General features: G+C 71.6%; 21 protein-coding genes and 1 pseudogene. 8 read left to right on the top strand and 14 right to left on the bottom strand.

Going from position 1 to position 20,201, the window contains the following annotated elements; translation table 11 throughout:
* Positions 1-72: 72 nt before the first annotated feature.
* Together ACZ6KY_RS33215 and ACZ6KY_RS33210 are read right to left on the bottom strand one after the other, a co-directional pair.
* A complete protein-coding gene (locus ACZ6KY_RS33215; RefSeq protein ID WP_469313961.1) occupies positions 73-630 on the bottom strand; it encodes a YbaK/EbsC family protein in 558 nt (185 codons plus the stop codon).
* A gap of 92 nt (positions 631-722) precedes the next feature.
* Positions 723-1,295, bottom strand: coding sequence for a helix-turn-helix domain-containing protein (locus ACZ6KY_RS33210; RefSeq protein WP_468818811.1), 573 nt, complete (start codon positions 1,293-1,295; stop codon positions 723-725).
* 93 nt (positions 1,296-1,388) lie between these two features.
* Here ACZ6KY_RS33210 and ACZ6KY_RS33205 point away from each other — a divergent pair, with 93 nt between their 5' ends.
* Positions 1,389-2,246: an EamA family transporter gene (locus ACZ6KY_RS33205; protein WP_469313960.1), complete on the top strand. Its 858-nt coding sequence runs from the start codon at positions 1,389-1,391 to the stop codon at positions 2,244-2,246.
* Between the two features lie 151 nt (positions 2,247-2,397).
* On the opposite strand, the gene ACZ6KY_RS33200 is transcribed toward ACZ6KY_RS33205, so the two are convergent.
* Complete coding sequence (locus ACZ6KY_RS33200) at positions 2,398-3,216, bottom strand: acyltransferase (RefSeq protein WP_469313959.1); 819 nt, start codon at positions 3,214-3,216, stop codon at positions 2,398-2,400.
* Positions 3,217-3,356: 140 nt separating this feature from the next.
* Between ACZ6KY_RS33200 and ACZ6KY_RS33195 the strand changes: the two genes are divergently transcribed.
* Positions 3,357-3,887 carry a gamma carbonic anhydrase family protein gene (locus ACZ6KY_RS33195; protein WP_469313958.1) on the top strand — a complete coding sequence of 177 codons (531 nt, stop codon included), beginning with the start codon at positions 3,357-3,359 and terminating at the stop codon, positions 3,885-3,887.
* Between the two features lie 45 nt (positions 3,888-3,932).
* On the opposite strand, the gene ACZ6KY_RS33190 is transcribed toward ACZ6KY_RS33195, so the two are convergent.
* The 3 genes from ACZ6KY_RS33190 to ACZ6KY_RS33180 form a co-directional block, all read right to left on the bottom strand.
* Positions 3,933-4,583, bottom strand: coding sequence for a DedA family protein (locus ACZ6KY_RS33190; RefSeq protein WP_469313957.1), 651 nt, complete (start codon positions 4,581-4,583; stop codon positions 3,933-3,935).
* 135 nt (positions 4,584-4,718) lie between these two features.
* Positions 4,719-5,768: an NAD-dependent epimerase/dehydratase family protein gene (locus tag ACZ6KY_RS33185; RefSeq protein ID WP_469313956.1), complete on the bottom strand. Its 1,050-nt coding sequence runs from the start codon at positions 5,766-5,768 to the stop codon at positions 4,719-4,721.
* A 73-nt stretch (positions 5,769-5,841) separates the two neighbouring features.
* Positions 5,842-6,258 carry a hypothetical protein gene (locus ACZ6KY_RS33180; RefSeq protein ID WP_469313955.1) on the bottom strand — a complete coding sequence of 139 codons (417 nt, stop codon included), beginning with the start codon at positions 6,256-6,258 and terminating at the stop codon, positions 5,842-5,844.
* Between the two features lie 345 nt (positions 6,259-6,603).
* Here ACZ6KY_RS33180 and ACZ6KY_RS33175 point away from each other — a divergent pair, with 345 nt between their 5' ends.
* Positions 6,604-7,008 carry a PaaI family thioesterase gene (locus ACZ6KY_RS33175; RefSeq protein WP_469313954.1) on the top strand — a complete coding sequence of 135 codons (405 nt, stop codon included), beginning with the start codon at positions 6,604-6,606 and terminating at the stop codon, positions 7,006-7,008.
* Between the two features lie 354 nt (positions 7,009-7,362).
* On the opposite strand, the gene ACZ6KY_RS33170 is transcribed toward ACZ6KY_RS33175, so the two are convergent.
* Complete coding sequence (locus ACZ6KY_RS33170) at positions 7,363-7,815, bottom strand: DUF4442 domain-containing protein (RefSeq protein ID WP_351133858.1); 453 nt, start codon at positions 7,813-7,815, stop codon at positions 7,363-7,365.
* A gap of 68 nt (positions 7,816-7,883) precedes the next feature.
* Between ACZ6KY_RS33170 and ACZ6KY_RS33165 the strand changes: the two are divergent.
* The 3 genes and pseudogenes from ACZ6KY_RS33165 to ACZ6KY_RS33155 form a co-directional block, all read left to right on the top strand.
* A pseudogene (locus ACZ6KY_RS33165) lies at positions 7,884-8,273 on the top strand (DUF8017 domain-containing protein); the annotation flags it as partial.
* 271 nt (positions 8,274-8,544) lie between these two features.
* Positions 8,545-9,594 carry a DUF8017 domain-containing protein gene (locus ACZ6KY_RS33160; RefSeq protein WP_469313953.1) on the top strand — a complete coding sequence of 350 codons (1,050 nt, stop codon included), beginning with the start codon at positions 8,545-8,547 and terminating at the stop codon, positions 9,592-9,594.
* A gap of 190 nt (positions 9,595-9,784) precedes the next feature.
* Positions 9,785-11,185, top strand: coding sequence for an MFS transporter (locus ACZ6KY_RS33155; RefSeq protein WP_469313952.1), 1,401 nt, complete (start codon positions 9,785-9,787; stop codon positions 11,183-11,185).
* On the opposite strand, the gene ACZ6KY_RS33150 is transcribed toward ACZ6KY_RS33155, so the two are convergent.
* The 3 genes from ACZ6KY_RS33150 to ACZ6KY_RS33140 all read right to left on the bottom strand — a co-directional run bounded on the left by ACZ6KY_RS33150 (position 11,147) and on the right by ACZ6KY_RS33140 (position 14,383).
* Positions 11,147-11,992 (bottom strand): spermidine synthase, encoded by an 846-nt coding sequence (locus ACZ6KY_RS33150; protein WP_469313951.1) that lies wholly within the window; start codon positions 11,990-11,992, stop codon positions 11,147-11,149. The genes ACZ6KY_RS33155 and ACZ6KY_RS33150 overlap by 39 nt on opposite strands.
* Positions 11,993-12,106: 114 nt before the next feature.
* Positions 12,107-13,276: an elongation factor Tu gene (tuf, locus tag ACZ6KY_RS33145; protein ID WP_469313950.1), complete on the bottom strand. Its 1,170-nt coding sequence runs from the start codon at positions 13,274-13,276 to the stop codon at positions 12,107-12,109.
* 372 nt (positions 13,277-13,648) lie between these two features.
* Entirely contained in the window at positions 13,649-14,383 is a 735-nt protein-coding gene (locus ACZ6KY_RS33140; RefSeq protein WP_469313949.1) for a DNA alkylation repair protein, read from the bottom strand.
* Between the two features lie 49 nt (positions 14,384-14,432).
* Between ACZ6KY_RS33140 and ACZ6KY_RS33135 the strand changes: the two genes are divergently transcribed.
* On the top strand, positions 14,433-15,251 hold the full coding sequence (locus tag ACZ6KY_RS33135; protein ID WP_469313948.1) for a TVP38/TMEM64 family protein: 819 nt from the start codon (positions 14,433-14,435) through the stop codon (positions 15,249-15,251).
* Between the two features lie 126 nt (positions 15,252-15,377).
* Here ACZ6KY_RS33135 and ACZ6KY_RS33130 read toward each other — a convergent pair whose 3' ends face one another.
* Positions 15,378-16,553, bottom strand: a complete 1,176-nt coding sequence (locus tag ACZ6KY_RS33130) for a thiolase family protein (protein ID WP_469313947.1) — start codon at positions 16,551-16,553, stop codon at positions 15,378-15,380.
* Positions 16,554-16,703: 150 nt separating this feature from the next.
* Here ACZ6KY_RS33130 and ACZ6KY_RS33125 point away from each other — a divergent pair, with 150 nt between their 5' ends.
* On the top strand, positions 16,704-17,165 hold the full coding sequence (locus tag ACZ6KY_RS33125) for a winged helix-turn-helix transcriptional regulator (protein WP_469313946.1): 462 nt from the start codon (positions 16,704-16,706) through the stop codon (positions 17,163-17,165).
* A gap of 90 nt (positions 17,166-17,255) precedes the next feature.
* On the opposite strand, the gene ACZ6KY_RS33120 is transcribed toward ACZ6KY_RS33125, so the two are convergent.
* Genes ACZ6KY_RS33120 through ACZ6KY_RS33110 form a run of 3 tightly spaced genes read right to left on the bottom strand, consistent with a single transcriptional unit; the run spans position 17,256 to position 20,148 of the window.
* Positions 17,256-17,981, bottom strand: a complete 726-nt coding sequence (locus ACZ6KY_RS33120) for a cupin domain-containing protein (protein WP_469313945.1) — start codon at positions 17,979-17,981, stop codon at positions 17,256-17,258.
* A complete protein-coding gene (locus ACZ6KY_RS33115; RefSeq protein ID WP_469313944.1) occupies positions 17,978-18,919 on the bottom strand; it encodes a DUF6807 domain-containing protein in 942 nt (313 codons plus the stop codon). The genes ACZ6KY_RS33120 and ACZ6KY_RS33115 overlap by 4 nt, the downstream gene beginning before the upstream one ends.
* Positions 18,916-20,148 (bottom strand): Gfo/Idh/MocA family protein, encoded by a 1,233-nt coding sequence (locus tag ACZ6KY_RS33110; protein ID WP_469313943.1) that lies wholly within the window; start codon positions 20,146-20,148, stop codon positions 18,916-18,918. The genes ACZ6KY_RS33115 and ACZ6KY_RS33110 overlap by 4 nt, the downstream gene beginning before the upstream one ends.
* Between the last annotated feature and the right edge of the window lie 53 nt (positions 20,149-20,201).

Here is a 20,201-nt window from a genome sequence, read left to right as displayed (position 1 = left end):
CCAGGGGACGACGGCCCGTCGACGCAAACACATCCCGTCGAGGACGGACGGTTCACGACCCGGCGTGAACCGTCAGGCGACGCCCAGGCCCTCCAGCACCACCGCGTTCGGCAGTTCCGCGAACGCCTTGCCCGGTACGAGGAGTTTGCCGCGCCGACGGCCACTGCCCACGAGTACGTACGGCAGCTCGACGACGGCCGAGTCCACCAACACCGGCCAGTCGTCCGGAAGTCCGACGGGTGTGATGCCGCCGTACTCCATGCCGCTCTCGCCGGTCGCGGTGTCCATCGGGGCGAACGAGGCTTTCCGGGCGCCCAGTTGACGTCGCACGGCGCCGTTGACGTCGACGCGCGTGGTGGACAGGACGAGGCACGCGGCGAGCGTGGTCTCGCCGCCGCGCCTGCCCGCGACGACCACGCAGTTGGCCGACTGATCGAGCAGTTCCTTGCCGTAGTGCTCGACGAAGGTGGCGGTGTCGGCCCACTCGGGGTTCGTGTCGACGTAGACGATCCGCTCGGCGGGGGTCCCGCCACGCCAGTCGCGCAGGGCGTCGGCGACGGGACGGCTGAGTTCGTCCAGGCAGTCGGGGGCGGGGACGGCGTGGTCGAAGTGTCCGATGGGTGCGCGCATGACGGCACGCTAACAGCCCGGTGGACCCACCCGACGGGAGCCTTCGACGCACGGCGGAACCGGCCCGCCGGGGGACGGACCCGACAAGCGCCTCAGTGCACGAGCGGGACCGACACGGCCATGACCATCTCGACCGGGACCTCGCCCTTGTTGGCGTACGTGTGGGGGGTGTTGGCCTCGAACGACACGCTCGCCCCCTCGGGGACGAGATGCTCGACGCCGTCGACGGTGAGGGTCATGTCGCCCGCGATGACGTGCACGAGTTCGACGGTGCCGGTCGGGTGCGGGTCCGACGGGCTGCCCTCACCCGGCATGAGCCGCCAGTCCCACATCTCCAGCGGGCCGGGCGCCTCGGTGCCGGCCAGGAGCCTGTTGTAGCTGCCCGCTTCGGTGTGCCACAGCCGTACGGCCTGGTCGGCGGGGACGATCCGGACCTTGGGCCCCTGCTCGTAGTCGAGCAGGCTGGTGATGCTGACGCCGAGCGCGTCGCCGATCTTGACGACGGTACCCAGACTGGGATTGGTCCTGGCCTGCTCGATCTGGATGAGCATGCCGCGGCTGACTCCGGCGCGAGCGGCGAGCGCTTCCAGGGTGAAGCCGCGCTCGGTGCGCCAGCGCTTCACATTGCGCGCCAGGGATTGAGTCAGCAGGTCGAGATCCGACACATTCCGTCCAATATTTTGGATGACAGAGTTCAATCAGATGAACTATTGTGTGGTGCACCTGATCGTCCACCGAACTGTACTGCGAGGCACCCCGTGACAGCACTCTTCGCCCTGGCCACCAGCCTCCTGTGGGGCCTGGCCGACTTCGGCGGAGGTCTGCTGACCCGGCGCACGCCCGCCCTCACGGTGGTCGTCGCCTCCCAGTCGATCGCGGCGCTGGTCCTCGGCGCGATCGTGCTGGTCACCGGCGGCTGGAGCGCGGCGGGCCCGCAGTTGTGGTTCGCGGTCGCCGCGGGACTGGTGGGTCCGGTCGCGCTGCTCTCCTTCTACAAGGCGCTCGCGCTCGGACCGATGGGCGTGGTCTCCCCCCTCGGCTCGCTCGCCGTGGCCATCCCCATCGGCGTCGGCCTGTTCCTCGGGGAGCGCCCGGGGCTGCTCCAGATCGCGGGCATCGCGGTCGCCGTGGCGGGTGTCGTCCTCGCGGGCGGGCCCCAGTTGCGCGGCGCGCCCGTCCAGCGGCAGGCGATCCTCCTGACGCTGATCGCCGCCGTGGGCTTCGGCACGGTGTTCGTGCTGATCGCGGAGGCGTCGTCGTCGGTCACCGGACTCTTCCTGGCGCTGTTCGTGCAGCGCGTGACCAATGTCGTCACCGGTGGCGCGGCGCTGGCCGTCTCCGTCCGACGCGGCGCGCCGGCCCTTCCCGAGGGCGGCTTCCCCTGGGTCTCCCTGCCCGCGCTCGCCTTCGTCGGCCTCGCGGACGTCGCCGCCAACGGCACGTACTCGGTCGCCGCCCAGCACGGCCCGGTCACCGTCGCCGCCGTCCTCGCCTCGCTCTACCCCGTGGTCACGGCCCTGGCCGCACGCGGTGTCCTCAGGGAACGGCTGCGCGCGGCGCAGGCCGCCGGAGCGGCGCTGGCGCTGGTCGGCACGGTACTGCTGGCGACCGGCTGAACCGGCGCCGGCCTACAGAGCCATCCCGCCGCGGCCGACGGATCCGGCCCACCCCGAACGACGGACTGCCACCCAGGGTCGGAGGCCCGAGCCCACTCCACCCCGGCGCCGGACCACCCACCCCAGACCGAAGGCCCGAGTCCGCCCCGGTTCAGGACTCGGCGCGGATGTCCCCCGACTGCGCGTGTACGTCCTCGGCCGCGTCCCGTGCGTCGAGGTCGAGCTCCGCGAGCCGCGCGACGGTCTCCTCGTCCAGTTCCGACAGCGCCAGCAACTGTTCCGGGGTCACCCCGTCGGGAATCGGTACCGGCGGTGGTGTGCGCAGCGGCGGCTGCCAGCCGTCCACCGGGTCCCAGCGCCGGACGACCCGCGCGGGCGCCCCGGCGACGACGGAGTGGTCCGGCACCGAACCGCGTACCACCGCGCCGGCGGCGACCACGACGTTCCGTCCGATCCGCGCGCCGGGAAGGATCACCGCACCGGTACCGATCCAGCAGCCGGGCCCGATCTCCACGGGCTCCATCCGCGGCCACTGCTTGCCGATGGGCTCGTGCGGATCGTCGTACGAGTGGTTCGTGGACGTCACATACACGTAGGGCCCGAAGTAGCAGTCGCTGCCGATCGTGACCGTCGTGTCGGCGATGACATGGCTGCCGCGGCCGAGCACGACACCGTCCCCGATGCGCAGGATCGGATCGGAACCGAGGTCGAGATCGGGCATCAGGCCCGCGGTCAGCGTGACCTGTTCGGCGACGATGCAGTACGAGCCGAGGTGGATCCAGGGTTCACCGAAGACCGTTCCGAGCGGGAAGGCCAGTCTGGTGTTCTCTCCGATGGCGCCGAAGCGGAACCGTCCCGGGCGCTCGGCCGAGACCGCGCCCGCGCGCCGCACCCAGGCCCAGCCCGCGTGGACAACGCGCTGCGCGAGGCGTCGCCGCCATGATGAGAACGTGTTCTTGCTCCTGGACACCCGTTCACGGTACTCAGGGCGGACCGCGCCGATGCGGCCGCACGGCTGTGATCTTCGCCCCACCGGGGCGCGGGGCCGATGGCATACGGTGCCGGTGTACTCAGCAGGACCGGACCACGAGACGACGAAACGGTGACACGGTGACGACACAGCACGCGCTGATCAAGGGAATCGGCGGCAAGGACCCGCAGGTGGACCAGGAGGCGTTCGTGTCGCCCACCTCTGTGATCATCGGAGACGTCACACTGAACGCGGGCGCGAGTGTCTGGTACGGCGCGGTGCTGCGCGCCGACGCCGGCCCGATCGTCATCGGCGCCGACAGCAATGTGCAGGACAACTGCACTCTCCACGTGGACCCCGGATTCCCCATCACCGTCGGGGAGCGGGTCTCGATCGGCCACAACGCCGTACTGCACGGCGCGACCGTCGAGGACGACTGTCTGATCGGCATGGGTGCCACGGTGCTCAACGGGGCCGTGATCGGGGCCGGCTCGCTGGTGGCCGCGCAGGCGCTGGTGCCCCAGGGACTGCGGGTGCCGCCGGGCTCACTCGTCGCGGGTGTCCCAGCCAAGGTCAAGCGTCCGCTGACCGACGAGGAGCGCGAGGGCCTCTCGCTGAACGGGGCCTTCTACGTGGAACTGGCGAAGGCGCACCGCGAGATCCACGAGTAGATGTAGATCGGGGCAGCCGCTCCACTCGGCGGCGGGGACGGGCTTCTACTCAGCGGCGGGGACGGGTTCCGGCTCCGCCGCGCCGTGCTCGGTCGCCGTCTTCTTCGCCTTGCGGCGGAGGATCAGCATCGAGGCGAGACCGATGAGCACCGCGGCGACCAGGCCGAGCCACGAGAAGCGCTTCAGCCAGGACTCGGCGACGACACCGATGTAGTAGACGGCCGCGGTGGTGCCGCCGGCCCAGATGACACCGCCGAGGACGTTGGCGATCAGGAACTTCCAGTACGGCATCCGCAGCACACCGGCGAGCGGGCCCGCGAAGATCCGCAGCAGGGCGATGAAGCGGCCGAAGAAGACGGCCCACATGCCCCACTTCTGGAAGGAACGCTCGGCCGTGGCGACATGCGCTTCGCCGAAGTGCCGGGGGAATCTCGCGCCGAGCCAGGCGAGCAGCGGACGTCCGCCCTTGCGGCCGATGGCGTATCCGATGGAGTCGCCGACGATCGCGCCGAGGCTGGCGCACACGCCGAGGACGACCGGGTTGATGCCGCCGTGCTGCGAGGACAGCAGCGCCGCCGAGACCAGGACGATCTCTCCGGGCAACGGGATGCCCAGGCTCTCCACTCCGATGACCAGGGCCACGAGCGCGTAGATACTGACCGCGGGCACCGTCTCGAGCCAGTCCTGGACGTGCAACGCCGCATCCTCCCGTTTCGGTGTACGTGACCCGGGCGACCGCGTCTCGCGTGATCATCCGGGTTGCGTTTCCCCGGGGCGCCCGCCGGGAAGCCTACCTGCTCGTCCTGAACGGCGGCCCGGACGTGCGGCTTGTCACGTCCGGTGCCGCCAGCTCTCGTAGTGGTCGAGGAGGGTCTCCTCGACGGGGCGGTAGGTGATCCCCAGTTCCCGCACGCTCCGGCTGTTGTCCACGCGGAACCGGATGCCGAGGTGTTTGCGGATGTAGTCCTGGGTCAGTCCGAACGCCGGACCCAGGATGCGGACCGGCCAGTGCGGGAGCGCGGTGCGCGGCAGCCGGAGGGAGCGGGGATACCGGCCGCGGATGACGCGCGCCATGTCGTGGAAGGACGTCATCGTCTCGGCCGCGACGATGTAGCGGCCCTTGGCGCCGCTGTGCTCCGCCGCCGCGATGTGCGCGTCGGCGACCTCGCGGACGTCCGCCGTGGTGAAGCTGAAATCGGGTGCGCCGTAGAAGAAGTAGCCCTTGAAGAGTTCCTCCAGCAGGAACAGGCTGCCGGACTCCGACGCCGGGGTGAGGGACGGGCCGAGGATCAGGCCGGGGTTGACGGACACCAGGCGCCAGCGGTCCTGGGCCGCCTCCGCCTCCCACGCCGCGCGTTCCGCGAGGGTCTTCGCGTAGTGGTACGGGTTGTTCTCGACCGTGCTGGTGGTGTTGAAGTACTTCTCCGACAGGACGCCGCCGTCCATGCTCCGGACATCGATGTAGTCGCCGAAGACGGCGCCGACGGTGGAGGTGAGGACGACCTTCTCGACCGTCGGTGTCCGTTCCACGCCCGCGAGCACGTTGCGCGTGCCGAGCAGGGCCGGGTCGACCATGTCCCTGCGGCCGTCCTTGATCCTCTCCGGCATCAGGAACGGCGACGCCACATGGAAGACCACGCCGCAGCCGCTCATCGCCGCGTCGAAGGACCCGTCGGCCAGCAGGTCCGCCTCGAACAGCTCAAGCCTGCCGGGAAAGGCCTCCCGCATCTCCAGGAGCGGCCGCGTCTTCGCCGCGTTCGCGGTCCTTCGTACGGTGGTGTGGACCCGGTAGCCCCGTTCCAGCAGCCGCCTCACCAGATGGCTTCCGACGAACCCGCTGCCACCGGTCACCAGAACGGCGCCCCGCCCGCGTACGCCCACGCTCGCACTCCTCGTTACCGGTCCCCGGCGCCTGGCCGTGTCCTACGGGCGGTGCGCGCGCACCGCCCGTAGGTCAGGGTCGGGCATGGAGGGCCGGAAGGGAACAGGTGCTCACTCTCCCAGCCAGGACGTGGTGAGGTCCTGCACGGCCGAGCCGTCGGCGTCGGCGAGCTTGACGCCCGTGAAGCCGGCCGCCCACTCGGAGCTCTGGTGACGGAACCGGGGCGCGTCGGCCGTTCAGCGCCGCGACGACGACCTCCGCGCAGCCGCGTGCGCTCTGCGCCGCGGAGAACGACTTCGCGGTGCGTTCGAGATAGGCGCCGCTCACCGGCCGGTAGACACCCGCTCCGGCGACGAGGGCCTCGATGTCGCGGTCGGCGCGGACGTTGGCGACGAACTCGGTGGCCACCGCGCCGGCCGCCGGTACGGCGACCGCGGCGCGCAGCAACGCCCGTCTGCCCGGCCCGTTCTGCTGTCCTGCCGTGCTCATGTGCCCTCCAGGTGAGCGAGTTCGGGGTCAGGGGGCACGGTCCTGCCCGGCCATGGCCGGGCAGTGGCAGTGGCAGTCAGCTGAACGACGCATTGTGTTCGCCGCACGATTGGCGTCCGGAGCGGGGGCGTGGCACGCGCACATGGTTACGGGGTCACTCGGTACGTGGTTCGGCGGCGCCCGGGACGGTGTCCCAGGGGCACGCGGCACCCCGATCCGGCACTCCGGGGCGAACGGCCGGGATCGCATACACACTCCGCGTTGCGGGGAACGCCCCCTGAAAGCAAGGGAGTTGATAGAACGGATCACCAACTTCCGTCCCGCCCCTCCCACAAGGAGCTTGATGTGACCGTCACCGCCGAAGACATCTACGCGATGGCCCCCTACGCCAGGACCCTCGGCGTACGCTTCACCGCCCTGTCGGCCGAGGGAGTGCACGCCGAACTCGACTTCGTGCCCGAACTGTCGACCGTGGGCGGCGGGTTGCACGGAGGCGCGCTGATGGGCCTGGCCGACGTCGCCTCGGCGGTGTGCGCCGCGCTGAACGGCCCCGCGGGCGCCGTTCCCGCCACCACCACCTCCACCACCCATTTCCTGCGGCCCGTACGTGAGCGCGCCGCGTACGCGAAGGCCCGCGTACTACGGGTGGGACGCGACACGGCGGTCGTGGAATGCGACATCGAGGACGCCCAGCGACAACTCTGCACCCGGGTCACACAGACGGTGAGCGTTCGGGTACCGAGGGGCTGAGGGGATCCGGTCCTGGGGGGGGGCGGCGCCCTGTCGGAGGAGCGGGTCGGCGGCCAGGGTCGGCGCCAGGGGTCGGCGCCCAGGCACGCCCGGCTCGGGGCGCGGCCCGGCATCCGGCATGGCTCGACACCGGCGGCGGGGCGGGGCGCGGCTCTACGCCCGGGGTCGGCGCCCAGGCACGCCCGGCTCGGCACCCGGCTCGACGCGGGCCACGGCTCGCGGCGCGGGGCGGGCGGCTAGAGGCGCGGGGTGGGGTGCAGGTCGGGGCCGGCACCGTCGCGGGCCCCGGCGCGACGGCCGAGGGCCCCGATCGGGTCGTACTCCCCCGTCAGGGCCCTACGCGCGAGGCGGGTCTCAGCCGTTCGGGCGGAGCGTCCAGATGACCGTCATCTCGCCGGTCACGGCGCCGTCGGCACGCTGGATCGCGATGGCGACGGGGAACTCGGGACGCTGACCGGCGTCGAGCTCGGCGACGACGTCGGCAGCGGGCCGCCCGAGCGTCGCGGTGGCCGTCACGGGGCCCATCGCGAGCTTCTTGTACGCGATCTCGGCACTGACAGCGAGCGGCACGGCCCGGGAGAGCTGGTCCCCGAAGGCGGCGAGCACGATCGCCCCGCTCGCCGACTCCCCCAGCGTGAACATGGCTCCGGCGTGCGGTCCGCCGACGTGGTTGTGGAAGTCGCCCTGGTCCGGGAGTGCCACGACGGCCTTCTCCGGAGTGGTCTCCACGAACTCGAGGTTCAGGGTCCGGGCCATCGGCACGGTCGCGGCGAGCATCTCGCCGATCGTCATCTGGTCTGCGCTCATACCGCGATGTTACCCATGGGTAGCAATTCTTGGCCAGCCCCGCCACCCGGCGCCGAAGTCGATCAACGGTGCGGGCGGCGCCGACCAGGGCAAGGACGCGAACCCCGCGACGAGCGCCACGAAGGACCCGAGCGCGTCGCCCTCCGGCAGTGACCCGCGCGGCGGTGCGGGCGAGCGGCCGGCGATCGCCGGCTGGAAGGTCGTCGTCAGTCCCCCCTGGGGCCACGGCCTTCGACGTCCCGGCGGACAGGGAGGTGCCCTCACCGGGCACGCCGATCGGTTCCGAGAAGAAGAACGCGAAGGCCGACGGCAAGCCGTTGATCGTGATGTCGGCGCCCGCCTACTTCACGTCCAAGTGGTGCTCGTCCGACGACGACAGGGACGGCCGTACGGAGGACACCGCGCTCGGCGCCGCGGGCACCAAGGGCGCGAGCGGAGCGAAGAACACCGACGAGGTCGCCGTGAACCAGGTCCCCTGGTGGGTGTTCGGCGGCTGCACCCAACCGGACAAGAAGCCCAGCGAGGGGAAGTGCGCGAGCGGCGGCAAGGCCGTCACGTTCGGGTTCAAGAACTCCGCGGGCGACTACCCGGGCCAAAGCCGGACCGAGTTCCGAGCCAGAGTCAGACGGAGTCCCGAGTCGGGATCAATGGGACAAGTGGCCTGGCGGCGCGGTCGTTTCGGGGACCGCCATGGCACTCGGGTCACAAGCCCCTCTATCGTTACCGGCCATGTGGCCAGGACAGCAGCCGCCCGGGGGCGAGCAGAACCCGCAGGACCAGAACCCGTACCAGCAGCCGGGGTACCAGCAGCCGAATCCGTACCAGCAGCCCGGATACCAGCAGCCGGGGTATCCGCAGCAGCCGGGACCGTACGGACCCCAGCCGGGGCAGCCGCAGTGGGGAGCCCCGTCGGATCCCCTCGGCGCGCCCCAGGCGCCCGGCGGTGGTGGCGGTGGCGGTGGCGGCAACAAGACGAAGATCACCGCGATCGTCGCGGCCTCGGCCGTGGTGATCGCCGCCGGAGTCACCGGATTCCTCGTCCTCGGCGGTGGCGACAAGGACGACAAGGCCGGCACCGACACGTCCAAGTCCCCGAAGGCGTCGGCCTCCACGCCGAGTGCGAGCACGAGCGGGAGCGACGACGACCCGCGCGGCGGCGACGAGGAGAAGGCGACGATCGCCGGCTGGAAGGTCGTGGTGAACCCCAAGTGGGGCACCGCCTTCGACGTACCGGCGGACTGGGATGTCAAGACTCCCGGCACCTTCATCGGCTTCGAGGACGACAAGAAGGGCGACGGCTCCGCGCTCATCGGCATGTCCGCGCCCGCGTTCCTCAAGGAGAAGTGGTGCACGTCCGACGACGACAAGGACGGTCACACGAGCGACTCGGCGCTGGCCGCCGCGGGCACCAAGGGCCAGAGCGGTGCCAAGAACACCGACGACGTGGCGCGCAATGATTCGGCGTGGTGGGTCTTCGGCGGCTACACCGACCAGAAGGACGCCTCGAAGAAGCTGCTGAAGATCGGCAAGCCCCAGGCGTACACCACGGCTTCGGGCGTCAAGGGCAGCGTCGCGGTGACGTACTCCTCGGGCGTCGCCAAGAAGGGCAAGTGCGACTCCGACGGCAAGGCGACCACCTTCGCCTTCAAGAACTCGGCGGGTGACTTCGTGTCCTGGACGCTCTACGGCGCCAAGGGTGTCTCGGAGGAGATCCCGAACGCGACCGTGCAAAAGATCCTCAGCACGGTACGGCTGCACGGCGACCCGACGGGTTCCTGAGCCCGCGCCCGAAGCACGGGGCTTCGGGCCTCCTGGCCACCTTCCAGGCAGGGTGACCAGGGGCGCGAGGCACCGGCGGGCGGAACATACGCGCGGCGCGCCGCGAGGGGCACGATGAGTGCCGGGCGGGCCGTGCAATGACGCGGGTGCTCGACGTGCGTGCTCAATGCGTGCGCTCTATGCGTGTGCAATGGGTTTGGCAAGTCGGGCACCGGGCGGCGATAGTCTCCCGGTGACCTCAGCCGCCGACCTCGCCAGACCCTCCCGCCGCCCGTCCTGGGCGGGCCGGAACTACACCCTGCTGACCGCCGCCGCGGTCGTCACCAACCTGGGCAGCCAGGGCGCCCTGATCGCCGCGGCGTTCGCGGTGCTCGGCGCGGGCGGCGACGGAGGCGACGTCGGCCTGGTGGCCGCGGCGCGGACCCTGCCGCTGGTGATGTTCCTGCTGATCGGCGGGGCGGTCGCGGACCGGCTGCCGCGCCATCGGGTCATGGTCGCGGCCAACGCCCTCAACTGTGTGTCGCAGGCGGCGTTCGCCGTCCTGGTCGTCTCCGGTGAGGCACGGCTGTGGCAGATGATGCTGCTGTCCGCGCTCGGCGGCACCGGTCAGGCGTTCTTCAACCCGGCCGCCGAAGGCATGCTGATGTCCTCGGTCCGCGGTGAGCAGGCGAGCCGCGCGTTCGCGATGTTCCGGATGGCGATGCAGGGCGCGGGCCTGGGCGGCGCGGCCCTCGGCGGTGTACTGGTGGCCGTGATCGGGCCGGGCTGGGTGCTCGCCGTGGACGCGGTGGCGTTCGCGGTCGCCGGGGCGCTGCGTGCGTTCCTCGACGTCAGCCACATACCGCCGCGCGAGCCCGGCGGCGGCCTGTTCGCCGATCTGCGCGACGGCTGGCGCGAGTTCGTCGCGCGGCCCTGGCTCTGGGCGATCGTCGCGCAGTTCTCCGTGGTGGTCGCGGTCGTCGGAGCCGCCGACGCGGTCTACGGCCCGCTGGTCGCCCGCGACAGCCTCGGCGGTGCGGGACCCTGGGGACTGGCACTCGGCGCGTTCGGCGCCGGGACCGTGGGCGGCGCGCTGCTCATGACCCGCTGGCGGCCCCGCCGCCTGCTGTTCGCGGGCACCCTGTGCGTCTTCCCCCTCGCGGCACCCGCCGCCGCACTCGCGGTCCCCCTGCCGGTGGGACCGCTGTACGCCGTGATGTTCGTCAGCGGTCTGGCGATCGAGGTGTTCGGCGTTTCCTGGATGACCGCGCTCCACCAGGAGATACCCGAGGACAAGCTCTCGCGGGTGTCCGCGTACGACTGGTTCGGGTCGATCGCCATGGTGCCGTTGGCGACGGCGCTGGCCGGGCCCGCGGAGCAGGTCTTCGGGCGGGCGACAGCTCTGTGGGGCTGCGCGACGCTGGTCGTGGTCGTCACGGCCGCGGTGTTGTGCGTCCCGGACGTCCGGAATCTGACGCGGCGGACCCGGGCGGTGGCGCAGGGCGCTGCGGCTCCGGTGTCCGGCGCGGTGGCGCTGGGCGCCGGCGCCCCGGTGTCCGGTGCGGGACGCGCGTCAGCCGATGCCGAAGGATCCGCCGGGCGGCTCGGGTGACGGAACCGCGTCCTCGTCGCGTACCGGAGCGGCCCCGCCGATGAAGTCCCGCAGCCCGGGGCCGTGTTCGACGCGTGCCGGAAAGGCGTCGGCGGCGGTACGGCGGGCCAGGGCGGCCGTGTCGAGCGGGCGGTGGGAGGCCACGAGCACCGCGTTGCCGAAGCGCCGGCCCCGCAGCACGCCGGGTTCGGCGATGAGCGCGATCTCCTCGAACACCGAGGAGAACGTGGCGAGTTGGGAGCGGAGAAAGGTGAAGGGCGCCGCGTCCGCGAGGTTGGCGAGGTAGACACCGTCGGGGCGCAGCACGCGCTCGGCGGCGCTCGCGTAGGCGATGGATGTCAGGTGCGCCGGTACGCGCGAGCCGCCGAAGACGTCCGCGATCAGGATGTCCGCGGAGTCGGGGGCGGCGGCTTCGATCCACGCGCGGGCGTCGGCGCGGTGCAGCTCGATGCCGATGCCGCCGGGCACCGGCAGACACTCGTCGATCATGGCCAGCAGGCCCTGGTCCGCCTCCACCACGTCCTGCCGCGAACCGGGCCGGGTGGCCGCGACATAGCGGGGCAGCGTGAGCGCACCGCCGCCGAGGTGCAGCACGTCCAGGGCGCGTCCTGGTTCCGTCACCGTGTCCAGCACATGCCCGAGGCGGCGCGTGTACTCGAACTCCAGATGCGTCGGCTCGTCCAGATCGACGTACGACTGGGGCGCGCCGTCCACGGTGAGCAGCCACGCCCGCTCGCGGTCCACGTCGGGCATCAGCTTGGCGGTTCCGTGATCCACGGCCCGCGTCACGGGTATCGGCTCGTCCACGGGTCCATTGTGCGGCACCGGGAAGGACGCGACGCGGGTGCCCGCCCTGGCAGGGCGGGCACCCGCGTCGCCGTACCGGCCGGGCGTCGACCGACCGACGTACCGGGCCGGACGTCAGCCGACCGACGTCACCGTCCCGGCGCCGACCGTCCGGCCGCCCTCGCGGATGGCGAAGCCGAGGCCCGGCTCCAGCGGCACCTCGCGGCCGAGCTCGACCGTCATGACGACGGTGTCGCCGGGCCGGGCGACGGCCCCCTCGCCGAGGTCGACGTCGCCGACCACGTCCGCGGTACGGATGTAGAACTGCGGCCGGTACCCGGTGGAGACCGCTGTCGTACGACCGCCCTCGCGCGTCGACAGGACGTACACCCGCGCCGTGAAACGGCTGCTGGGTACGACGCTGCCGGGCGCGGCGGCGATGTGCCCGCGGCGGACCGAGTCGCGGGGCACACCGCGCAGCAGCAGCGCCACGTTGTCGCCGGCCTGCGCCTCCTCCATGGGCTTGCCGAAGGTCTCCAGGCCGGTGACCACCGTGTCGACGCCGGCGCCGAGCACCTCGACGCGGTCGCCGACGTGGATCGTGCCGCGCTCGACGGCACCGGTGACGACCGTTCCGCGTCCGGTGATGGTGAGCACGTTCTCGACCGGCATCAGGAACGGCGCGTCGAGATAGCGCTCGGGCATCGGCACATAGGTGTCCACCGCGTCGAGCAGCGCGTCGATCGCCGCCGTCCACCGGGGGTCCCCCTCAAGGGCCTTGAGGCCGGACACCCGTACGACGGGTACGGAGTCGCCCCCGTAGCCCTGCGCGGAGAGCAGTTCGCGGACCTCCAGCTCCACGAGGTCGGCGAGCTCCTCGTCCGCCATGTCGGACTTGTTCAGGGCGACGACGATGTGGTCGACGCCCACCTGCCGGGCGAGCAGCACGTGTTCGGCGGTCTGCGGCATGATCCCGTCCAGCGCGGACACGACGAGGATCGCCCCGTCGAGCTGGGCCGCGCCGGTGACCATGTTCTTGACGTAGTCGGCGTGGCCCGGCATGTCCACGTGCGCGTAGTGCCGGGTGTCGGTCTCGTACTCGACGTGCGCGATGTTGATGGTGATGCCGCGGGCGGCCTCCTCCGGCGCGCGGTCGATCCGGTCGAACGGGACGAAGGTGCCGGAGCCGCGCTCGGCGAGGACCTTGGTGATGGCGGCGGTCAGGGTGGTCTTGCCGTGGTCGACGTGACCCATGGTGCCGATGTTCAGGTGCGGTTTGGTGCGCACGTAAGCCGTCTTGGGCATGGCTGTACCTCGAAGCCTCTTCAGTGTCAGCGGAGCTGAGTGATGACCCCGGCGCGTACGGGCCGGGACAGGGACCCCCAGGAGTTACCGACCCTCCCCCTGCGGGGTCCGCCGGACAATCCGGGAAGGGTCAGCTTCGGGCGCCGTCGACGGCTGCCGTGATGATCGGGACGGCAGCCTTCGGCGCATCCGCGACTGCGGATGCCGCGAGGAGGAAGGCGTACCGGAACATGAGGAGATCATCGCCGAAGCGTCTGCCCACGTCGAATGGTTTTCGGTGCCCCGTGGACCGGTGCAGCGCGGGTGATGCCGGTGGTGCAAATGGTGCGCGCGGTGCGTCGGGAGGCTGCGCGGTCGGGGGCGTCGGGGGTCTCAGGGGTCGATGTTCTTGAGCGCCTCGCGCACGGACAGCGGCGCGAGCCTCGCCCGCTCCGCGGCGACGAAGTCCCGTACCGCCTGCGGGTCGGTCTTGGCGTACTCGCGCAGACACCATCCGATGGCTTTGCGGATGAAGAAATCGGGATGACCCGACTGGCGGACGCAGTACGCGAAGAGGCGCCCGGTGTCCGTGGCCTCCTTGTGCCGGAGCTGATGGAGCAGCGCCGTGCGGGCGACCCACAGATCGTCGGCCTCGATCCAGGCGTCCATGTCGGTGCGCAGTCGCGGGTCGGCGGCCACCAGGCCTCCCACCACATGTGCGGCGAGTGCGTCGACGGTGTCCCACCAGGAGACGGTTGAGACCAGGTGCCGGGCCACCGGCAGGAAGCCGGACGACAGGCGCGTCACATGGCGGCGCAGGTAGTCGACGGCGAAGTACTGGTACTCGCGTTCCGGCAGGCGCCAGCAGCGCAGCGCGAGCGCGGTGCAGTCCGTCTCGTCGGGACGGGCGGTGTCCAGGAGCACGGTGCGGGACAGGGCACGGCGCTCGGGCGTCGGCAGGCCGAGGAAGGGGGCGATGTCCTTCATGTACGCGCGCATCGACGCGGCCCGGTGAGAGTCGGCGACCGCCGGGTAGACGGTCGTGAGCCGTTCCAGGACGGTGTCCGCGAGGAGGCTGTCCGGCACCTCGAAAGACGCACCTGACGTTCCGGAAGCTGTGACGCCCATGAGACGAACCATACGGCGATCACACACATTCGTCGGCTAGTGTCACCGGATGCTCGATGCCACCACCCGCTCTGGGGGCACCGCCACGGCCACTCCCCAGGCCGCCGCCACGGAGCTCGCCGTCGCGACCGACCTGGTCGTCGCCTCGGAGATCGCCGTCGCCGCACCCGCGACCCTGACCGCCGTACGCACCGGCCTGGGCGCTCGCTGCCTGAGAGCACTGCTCTCGCCCTGGTCGCGGCTCTCCCTGCTGGTCGTGCTGCTCGCGGCGGCCGCGTCGAGCGTGCTCCTCTTCGACCCGCAGCGGCTGCTCGCCGACGGCTGGCCGCCCCAGCTCGGCGGCGCCGCGGCGGCCGTCGCGTTCGCCGTGGCGTACGGGCTGTGCACGGTCGCCTTCGTGCCCCGGCCCCTGCTCAACCTGGCGGCCGGCGCCCTGTTCGGCTCCCAACTGGGCCTGGGCACCGCGCTGGTGGGCACGGTGCTCGGCGCCGGTGTCGCCTTCGGACTCGGCCGGATCCTCGGGCAGGACGCGCTGCGGTCGCTGCTGCGGGCCCGCTGGCTGAAGGCGGCGGACGGCCAGCTCAGCCGGCACGGCTTCCGATCGATGATGGTGGCCCGGCTGTTCCCCGGCGTGCCGTTCTGGGCCGCGAACTACTGCGCGGCCGTCTCCCGTATGGGCTGGCTGCCCTTCCTGGTCGCGACGGCGCTCGGCTCCATCCCGAACACCGCCGCGTACGCCGTCGCCGGCGCCCGCGCGTCGTCGCCCACGTCCCCTGCCTTCCTGATCGCGATGGCCTTGATCACCGTCCCCGCCGTGGTCGGAACGGTGGTTGCCTGGCGCAAGCGCCACCACCTGCGCGGTCACTGAGGCACGGCACCGCTACGAGCGCACGGTCCGGAATCCGCGGTCGGCACGGGCCACGGTTTTTCCACCGTCCGCGACCATCACGACCTCACCGCTTCGCTGCCCCGCTGCCTCCGGGATCCGCAGTGGTTACGGGCGTACGGCCTCCAGGATCATCGCGTTGGCCAGTCCGCCCGCCTCGCACATCGTCTGCAGCGCGTAGCGGGCCCCGCGGGCGCGCATCGCGTGGACGAGGGTCGTCGTGAGTCGGGTGCCGCTCGCGCCGAGCGGGTGGCCGATCGCGATGGCTCCGCCGTGCGCGTTGACCTTGGACAGGTCGGCGCCCGTCTCCTGCTGCCAGGCGAGGACGACTGCGGCGAACGCCTCGTTCACCTCGAAGAGGTCGATGTCGCCGAGGTCCAGCCCTGCCCTGCGCAGCACCTTCTCGGTGGCGGGGATGACGCCGGTGAGCATCAGCAGCGGGTCGGAACCGGTGACGGCGAAGCTGTGCAGACGGGCGATGGGCCGCAGGCCGAGGCGGGCGGCGGTCTCGCTCGACGTGATGAGCACGGCGGAGGCGCCGTCGTTGACCGGGCTCGCGTTCCCGGCCGTGACCGACCAGTCGATCTGCGGGAAGCGCTCGGCGAAGCCCGGGCCGTAGTACGCGGGCTTCAGCCCGGCGAGTATCTCGGGGGTACTGCCGGGGCGGACGCTCTCGTCGCGGATGACACCCTCCAGGGGCGCGACCTCGGCGTCGAAGAGACCGCCGCTCCATGCCTGTGCGGCTTTCTGGTGCGAGCCGACGGCGAAGGCGTCCATCCGCTCGCGGGTGATGCCCCACTTGGCGGCGATGAGCTCGGCGCTGATGCCCTGCGGCACCAGACCCTCGGGGTAGCGCTCGGCGACCCCGGGTCCGAAGGGGTCCGCGCCCGCCGGCACGTTGGACCACATCGGCACCCGGCTCATCGATTCCACACCGCAGGCCACGACCAAGTCGTACGCCCCCGACATGACGCCCTGCGCGGCGAAGTGCACGGCCTGCTGCGACGAGCCGCACTGGCGGTCCACCGTGGTCGCGGGGACCGACTCGGGGAATCCCGCGGAGAGCACGGCGTACCGGGTGGTGTTCATGGCCTGCTCGCCGACCTGGTCGACTGTGCCGCCGATGACGTCGTCGATCAGCGCCGGATCGATCCCGGAGCGCCCGACGAGCGCTCGGAGGGTGTGGGCGAGGAGTTCCACGGGGTGGACGTGGGCGAGCGAACCGTTCGGCTTGCCCTTGCCCACGGGGGTGCGTACGGCTTCGACGATCACGGCGTCACGCATGGGATGCCTCTCAGGTCTCTGAGATCGGGGAACCGGCGACCGGGCTGGTCCGGCCTTCGAACCCGGTGAGTTTGATTTTCCAACCCACCAAGTGACCCAAGAGTAACCCAGTGAGTTGGAACATCCAACCCACCCTCGTAGACTGGCGGTATGAAGGACCCTCGCCCTTGCTCGATCGCCGCGACACTCGCCCTCGTCGGCGAGAAGTACTCCCTGTTGGTCCTGCGCGAGGTGTCGCTCGGCGCCACACGCTTCGACCAACTGGTGCGCAATACCGGCGCCCCCCGTGACGTGCTGACGACCCGGCTGAAGCGCCTCGTCGACGCCGGACTGCTGGAGAAGGCGGAGTACAGCGACCGCCCCAAGCGCTACGAGTACCGGCCCACGCGGGCGGGCCTCGAACTGGAACCCGTTCTGCTGACACTCATGGCGTGGGGAGACCGGCACCTCCAGGAGGGCGGCTTCCGGCCCATGGTGCTGGAGCACACCTGCGGCCACGAACTGGTCCCCCAGGTCGTCTGCCAGGAATGCGGAGAACAGGTCGAACACGACACCCTCACACCCCACCCCCAGGCCCCGGGCTGGACGGTGACGGGACCTGCGGTGGCGTAACCGCCTGCACAGGGGACTCAGGCAGCAGGCAGCAGGCAGCAGGCAGCAGGCAGCAGGCAGCAGGCAGCAGGCAGCAGGCGACCGTACGCCCTAGTCGGCGGTCTCGTAGACGTCGAGCCGTCCGCACATTCCGAACCGGCCTCGCGTGGAAGGCTGTTCGGCCCGTACGGCGGCTGCGGTGAGGTGCGACGCGTCTCCCCGCTCCAGCCGGTCGAGCTGGTCCCCCGTCGCCGCGGCGGCGGCCTCGGCACCGCGCCGCCACCGTTCACGCCACTCCGCGACACGGGGCCGTACCAGGGCCGCGGCCGCCCGGTGGAACTCCGCGAGCGGCTCGGGTCCCTCGGCGTCGCGCAGCACGCGGTAGCCCTCCAGGGCGAGATCGCGCCGGGTGCGGGCGAGACGCGCCTGTTCCTCCTCGGGCGCGTCCGCCGGGACGAGGGTGGCCGCCGCGTAGGTCCCGGGATCGGCCAGGTACTCCGGGGGCAGGGTCATGACCGCGTCGCCGGCCTCCGGCAGTCCGCTGTTCTGCATGAGGACGGTGATGCGCAGGCCGTCCTCGTTGACGAGCCGGTGGATCGTGCCCGGGGTGAACCAGGCGACCGTGCCGGGCACGAGCGGCGTCACCTCGTACCCCGATGTCGTCAGTGTCTGGACCGAGCCGCGTCCGCCGGTGACGACGTACGCCTCCGAACAGGTCAGGTGGAGATGGGGAGTTCCGCCGCACAGGCCGTCGGCCGCGGGCCAGTCGTACACCCGCAGACGCGACACCGCGACGGCTCCCGGGAGCCCGGGGCAGCCGGGAGTCACGGCGCTCACCAGGGGTGCTCCGCAAGGTACTTGACGATGTCCTCGCGCTCCCAGGCCCCTTCGGCGACGACCACCCGGTAGCGGCGGGTGAGCGTGTCGCCGGGCGCGAGTTCCAGTTCGTCGAAGAAGGCGAGGGACGGGGCGACGGCGGCGAAGGGTTCGTTGCGTACGAACCAGTGGGCCGGGTGGGTGCCCCGCGTCCCCTCGTGGTCGTTCTCGGGCGCGTGCGCGAAGACGAGGGTGGCGTGACCGTCGCGGCCGTCGTGCTCCGCCGAGTACGCGAGCCAGGGTGCCTGGCGCCCCATCAGGCCAGGTCCTTCGGAGTCCGGCCCGATGACCCGCCCGTCCCGGAAGGCGCGCGGTCCGCGCCAGAACAGGCCCGTGTAGCCGGCCATCTCGCGCCCCGCGGTCGTCGGACTGCCGAAGCGCAGGGGCTCCTCGCGGCGGTTGGTGACCGCGGAGCTCCAGGTCAGTGCCCAGGAACCCGCCCCCGGATCGACGTCGTGCACCTCGACACGGCGCTCCTCGTCGGCCCACAGTTCACCGTCGTACGGATGCCAGGTGAGCCGCTCGGCGATGACCGCGCCACCGCCCTCCGCGGCGACCTCCTCGAAGGCGACATGCGCCATCGACCCGACGCGCTCCGGGAGTTCGAGGTATCCGTGTCCCTGGACATAGGTGTTGCCGCCCCACAGGTTCTGGCCGGAGAGGTGCGAGGCCGTCATCTGAAGGCCCTTGTGCCAGCGGTGATCGTTCGGGCGGTAGTCCGTGACGACGTCGCCCGCCAGCGTCCGCAGCGGATGCAGATACGGCTTCGGCGACTCCCAGGCGGCCTCGGGACGGTAGACATAGCCCAACAGCTCTACGCCGGTGGAGACTTCACTGATCCCGATCCGCTCACCGTGCGTGTGGACGATCCGCAGGCCGGACTCCGGCACCTCCTTCATGCCCGGACCTCCGCACGCGCCGCCTCGGGTGCCTCGGGCGCCGTCGTCTCGGGCTCGGCGGGTGCCCAGCCGGGCGCGCCACCGTGCAGCGCCGTGTAGTACGGGTCTCCCGGACCGATCTCCCCCGCGCGGACGGTCGTGTCCGTGAACGCCGACTTGTAGAGCGCGGTGATCAGTTCCAGGCTGGTCCGCCCGTCGGCACCACTGCTGCGCGGCCGTTCACCCGCCCGCATGCTCGCGACGAGGTCCCGCAGCTGCGCGAGGTGCGAACTGGGCACGTCCGCACCGAAATCCCGCCAGGCCGCGACGTCCGCCTCCGGCACGCCGGGCGCGGGGGTGATCCGCCAGTTGTCGTTGCTGTGGCCGTACAGGTGGGTCAGCTCGACAGTGGCGCGCTCGCAGTCGACGCGGATGCGGCTGACCTCGTCGGGGCTCAGGACGCTGTTGACGACGGTCGCCAGGGCGCCGTTCGCGAAGCGGACCAGGGCGGTCGAGACGTCCTCCGTCTCCACGTCATGCACGAGACGACCGGTCATCGCGCGCACCTCGGTCCACGGCCCCAGCAGGTCAAGCAGCAGATCCATCTGGTGGATGCCGTGTCCCATCGCGGGCCCGCCGCCCTCGGTCGCCCAACGGCCGCGCCAGGGAACGGCGTAGTAGTCGGCGTTGCGGTACCAGGTGGTCTGGCAGTGCGCGACGAGCGGCCGGCCCATGGCCCGCTCCGCTATCAGGCCCCGCACATGCCGGGCGCCCGAGCCGAAGCGGTGCTGGAAGACGATCGCGGCGTACGGCCCGCCGTCCGTGCCCTCCGCCGCCTGCACCGCGTCGAAATCGGCGAGCGTGGGCACGGGCGGCTTCTCGCACCACACCCAGGTGCCGGCCCGCAACGCGGCGACGGTCTGCTCACGGTGCAGCGTGGGCGGGGTACAGACGGAGACCAGATCGGGCCGCCGCTCCTCCAGCATCCGGTCCAGATCGGTGTACGCGTGCGGAATGCCCGCCTCGGCGCAGAACTCCCGGACGGCGCCCTCGGCGATGTCCACCGCGGCGACGATCTCCGTCTCGCCCTCCTCGGAGAGCCGGGCGAGTGCGGGGTGGTGACCCCCGCGGGCGATGGCGCCCGCGCCGACGACGGCGACCCTGATGCGGCGACCGCCGAGGGGGGTGTTCGCGGCACGGTTCGTGGACGTAGAGGTCTGGAGGTCGATTGCGGTACGGGATGCGGTCATCTACCTGATCAGCGCTCCATCGGACGTGATGTCAGACGTCGGCCAGCGCCTGT

The sequence above is a fragment of the Streptomyces sp. NPDC042002 genome (genome assembly GCF_055588305.1).
The sequence above is the reverse complement of the archived record's forward strand: the minus strand, read 5'-3'. Positions and strand labels throughout refer to the sequence as shown.

Bases quoted from the DNA above. Each gene is read 5' to 3' on its own strand.
- ACZ6KY_RS33115 (WP_469313944.1), bottom strand. From the start codon at position 18,919: ATGAAGGAGGTGCCGGAGTCCGGCCTGCGGATCGTCCACACGCACGGT.
- ACZ6KY_RS33110 (WP_469313943.1), bottom strand. From the start codon at position 20,148: ATGACCGCATCCCGTACCGCAATCGACCTCCAGACCTCTACGTCCACG.
- tuf (WP_469313950.1), bottom strand. From the start codon at position 13,276: ATGCCCAAGACGGCTTACGTGCGCACCAAACCGCACCTGAACATCGGC.
- ACZ6KY_RS33215 (WP_469313961.1), bottom strand. From the start codon at position 630: ATGCGCGCACCCATCGGACACTTCGACCACGCCGTCCCCGCCCCCGAC.
- ACZ6KY_RS33125 (WP_469313946.1), top strand. From the start codon at position 16,704: ATGAAGGACCCTCGCCCTTGCTCGATCGCCGCGACACTCGCCCTCGTC.
- ACZ6KY_RS33130 (WP_469313947.1), bottom strand. From the start codon at position 16,553: ATGCGTGACGCCGTGATCGTCGAAGCCGTACGCACCCCCGTGGGCAAG.
- ACZ6KY_RS33140 (WP_469313949.1), bottom strand. From the start codon at position 14,383: ATGGGCGTCACAGCTTCCGGAACGTCAGGTGCGTCTTTCGAGGTGCCG.
- ACZ6KY_RS33170 (WP_351133858.1), bottom strand. From the start codon at position 7,815: ATGAGCGCAGACCAGATGACGATCGGCGAGATGCTCGCCGCGACCGTG.
- ACZ6KY_RS33135 (WP_469313948.1), top strand. From the start codon at position 14,433: ATGCTCGATGCCACCACCCGCTCTGGGGGCACCGCCACGGCCACTCCC.
- ACZ6KY_RS33180 (WP_469313955.1), bottom strand. From the start codon at position 6,258: ATGAGCACGGCAGGACAGCAGAACGGGCCGGGCAGACGGGCGTTGCTG.
- ACZ6KY_RS33155 (WP_469313952.1), top strand. From the start codon at position 9,785: ATGGGTTTGGCAAGTCGGGCACCGGGCGGCGATAGTCTCCCGGTGACC.
- ACZ6KY_RS33160 (WP_469313953.1), top strand. From the start codon at position 8,545: ATGTGGCCAGGACAGCAGCCGCCCGGGGGCGAGCAGAACCCGCAGGAC.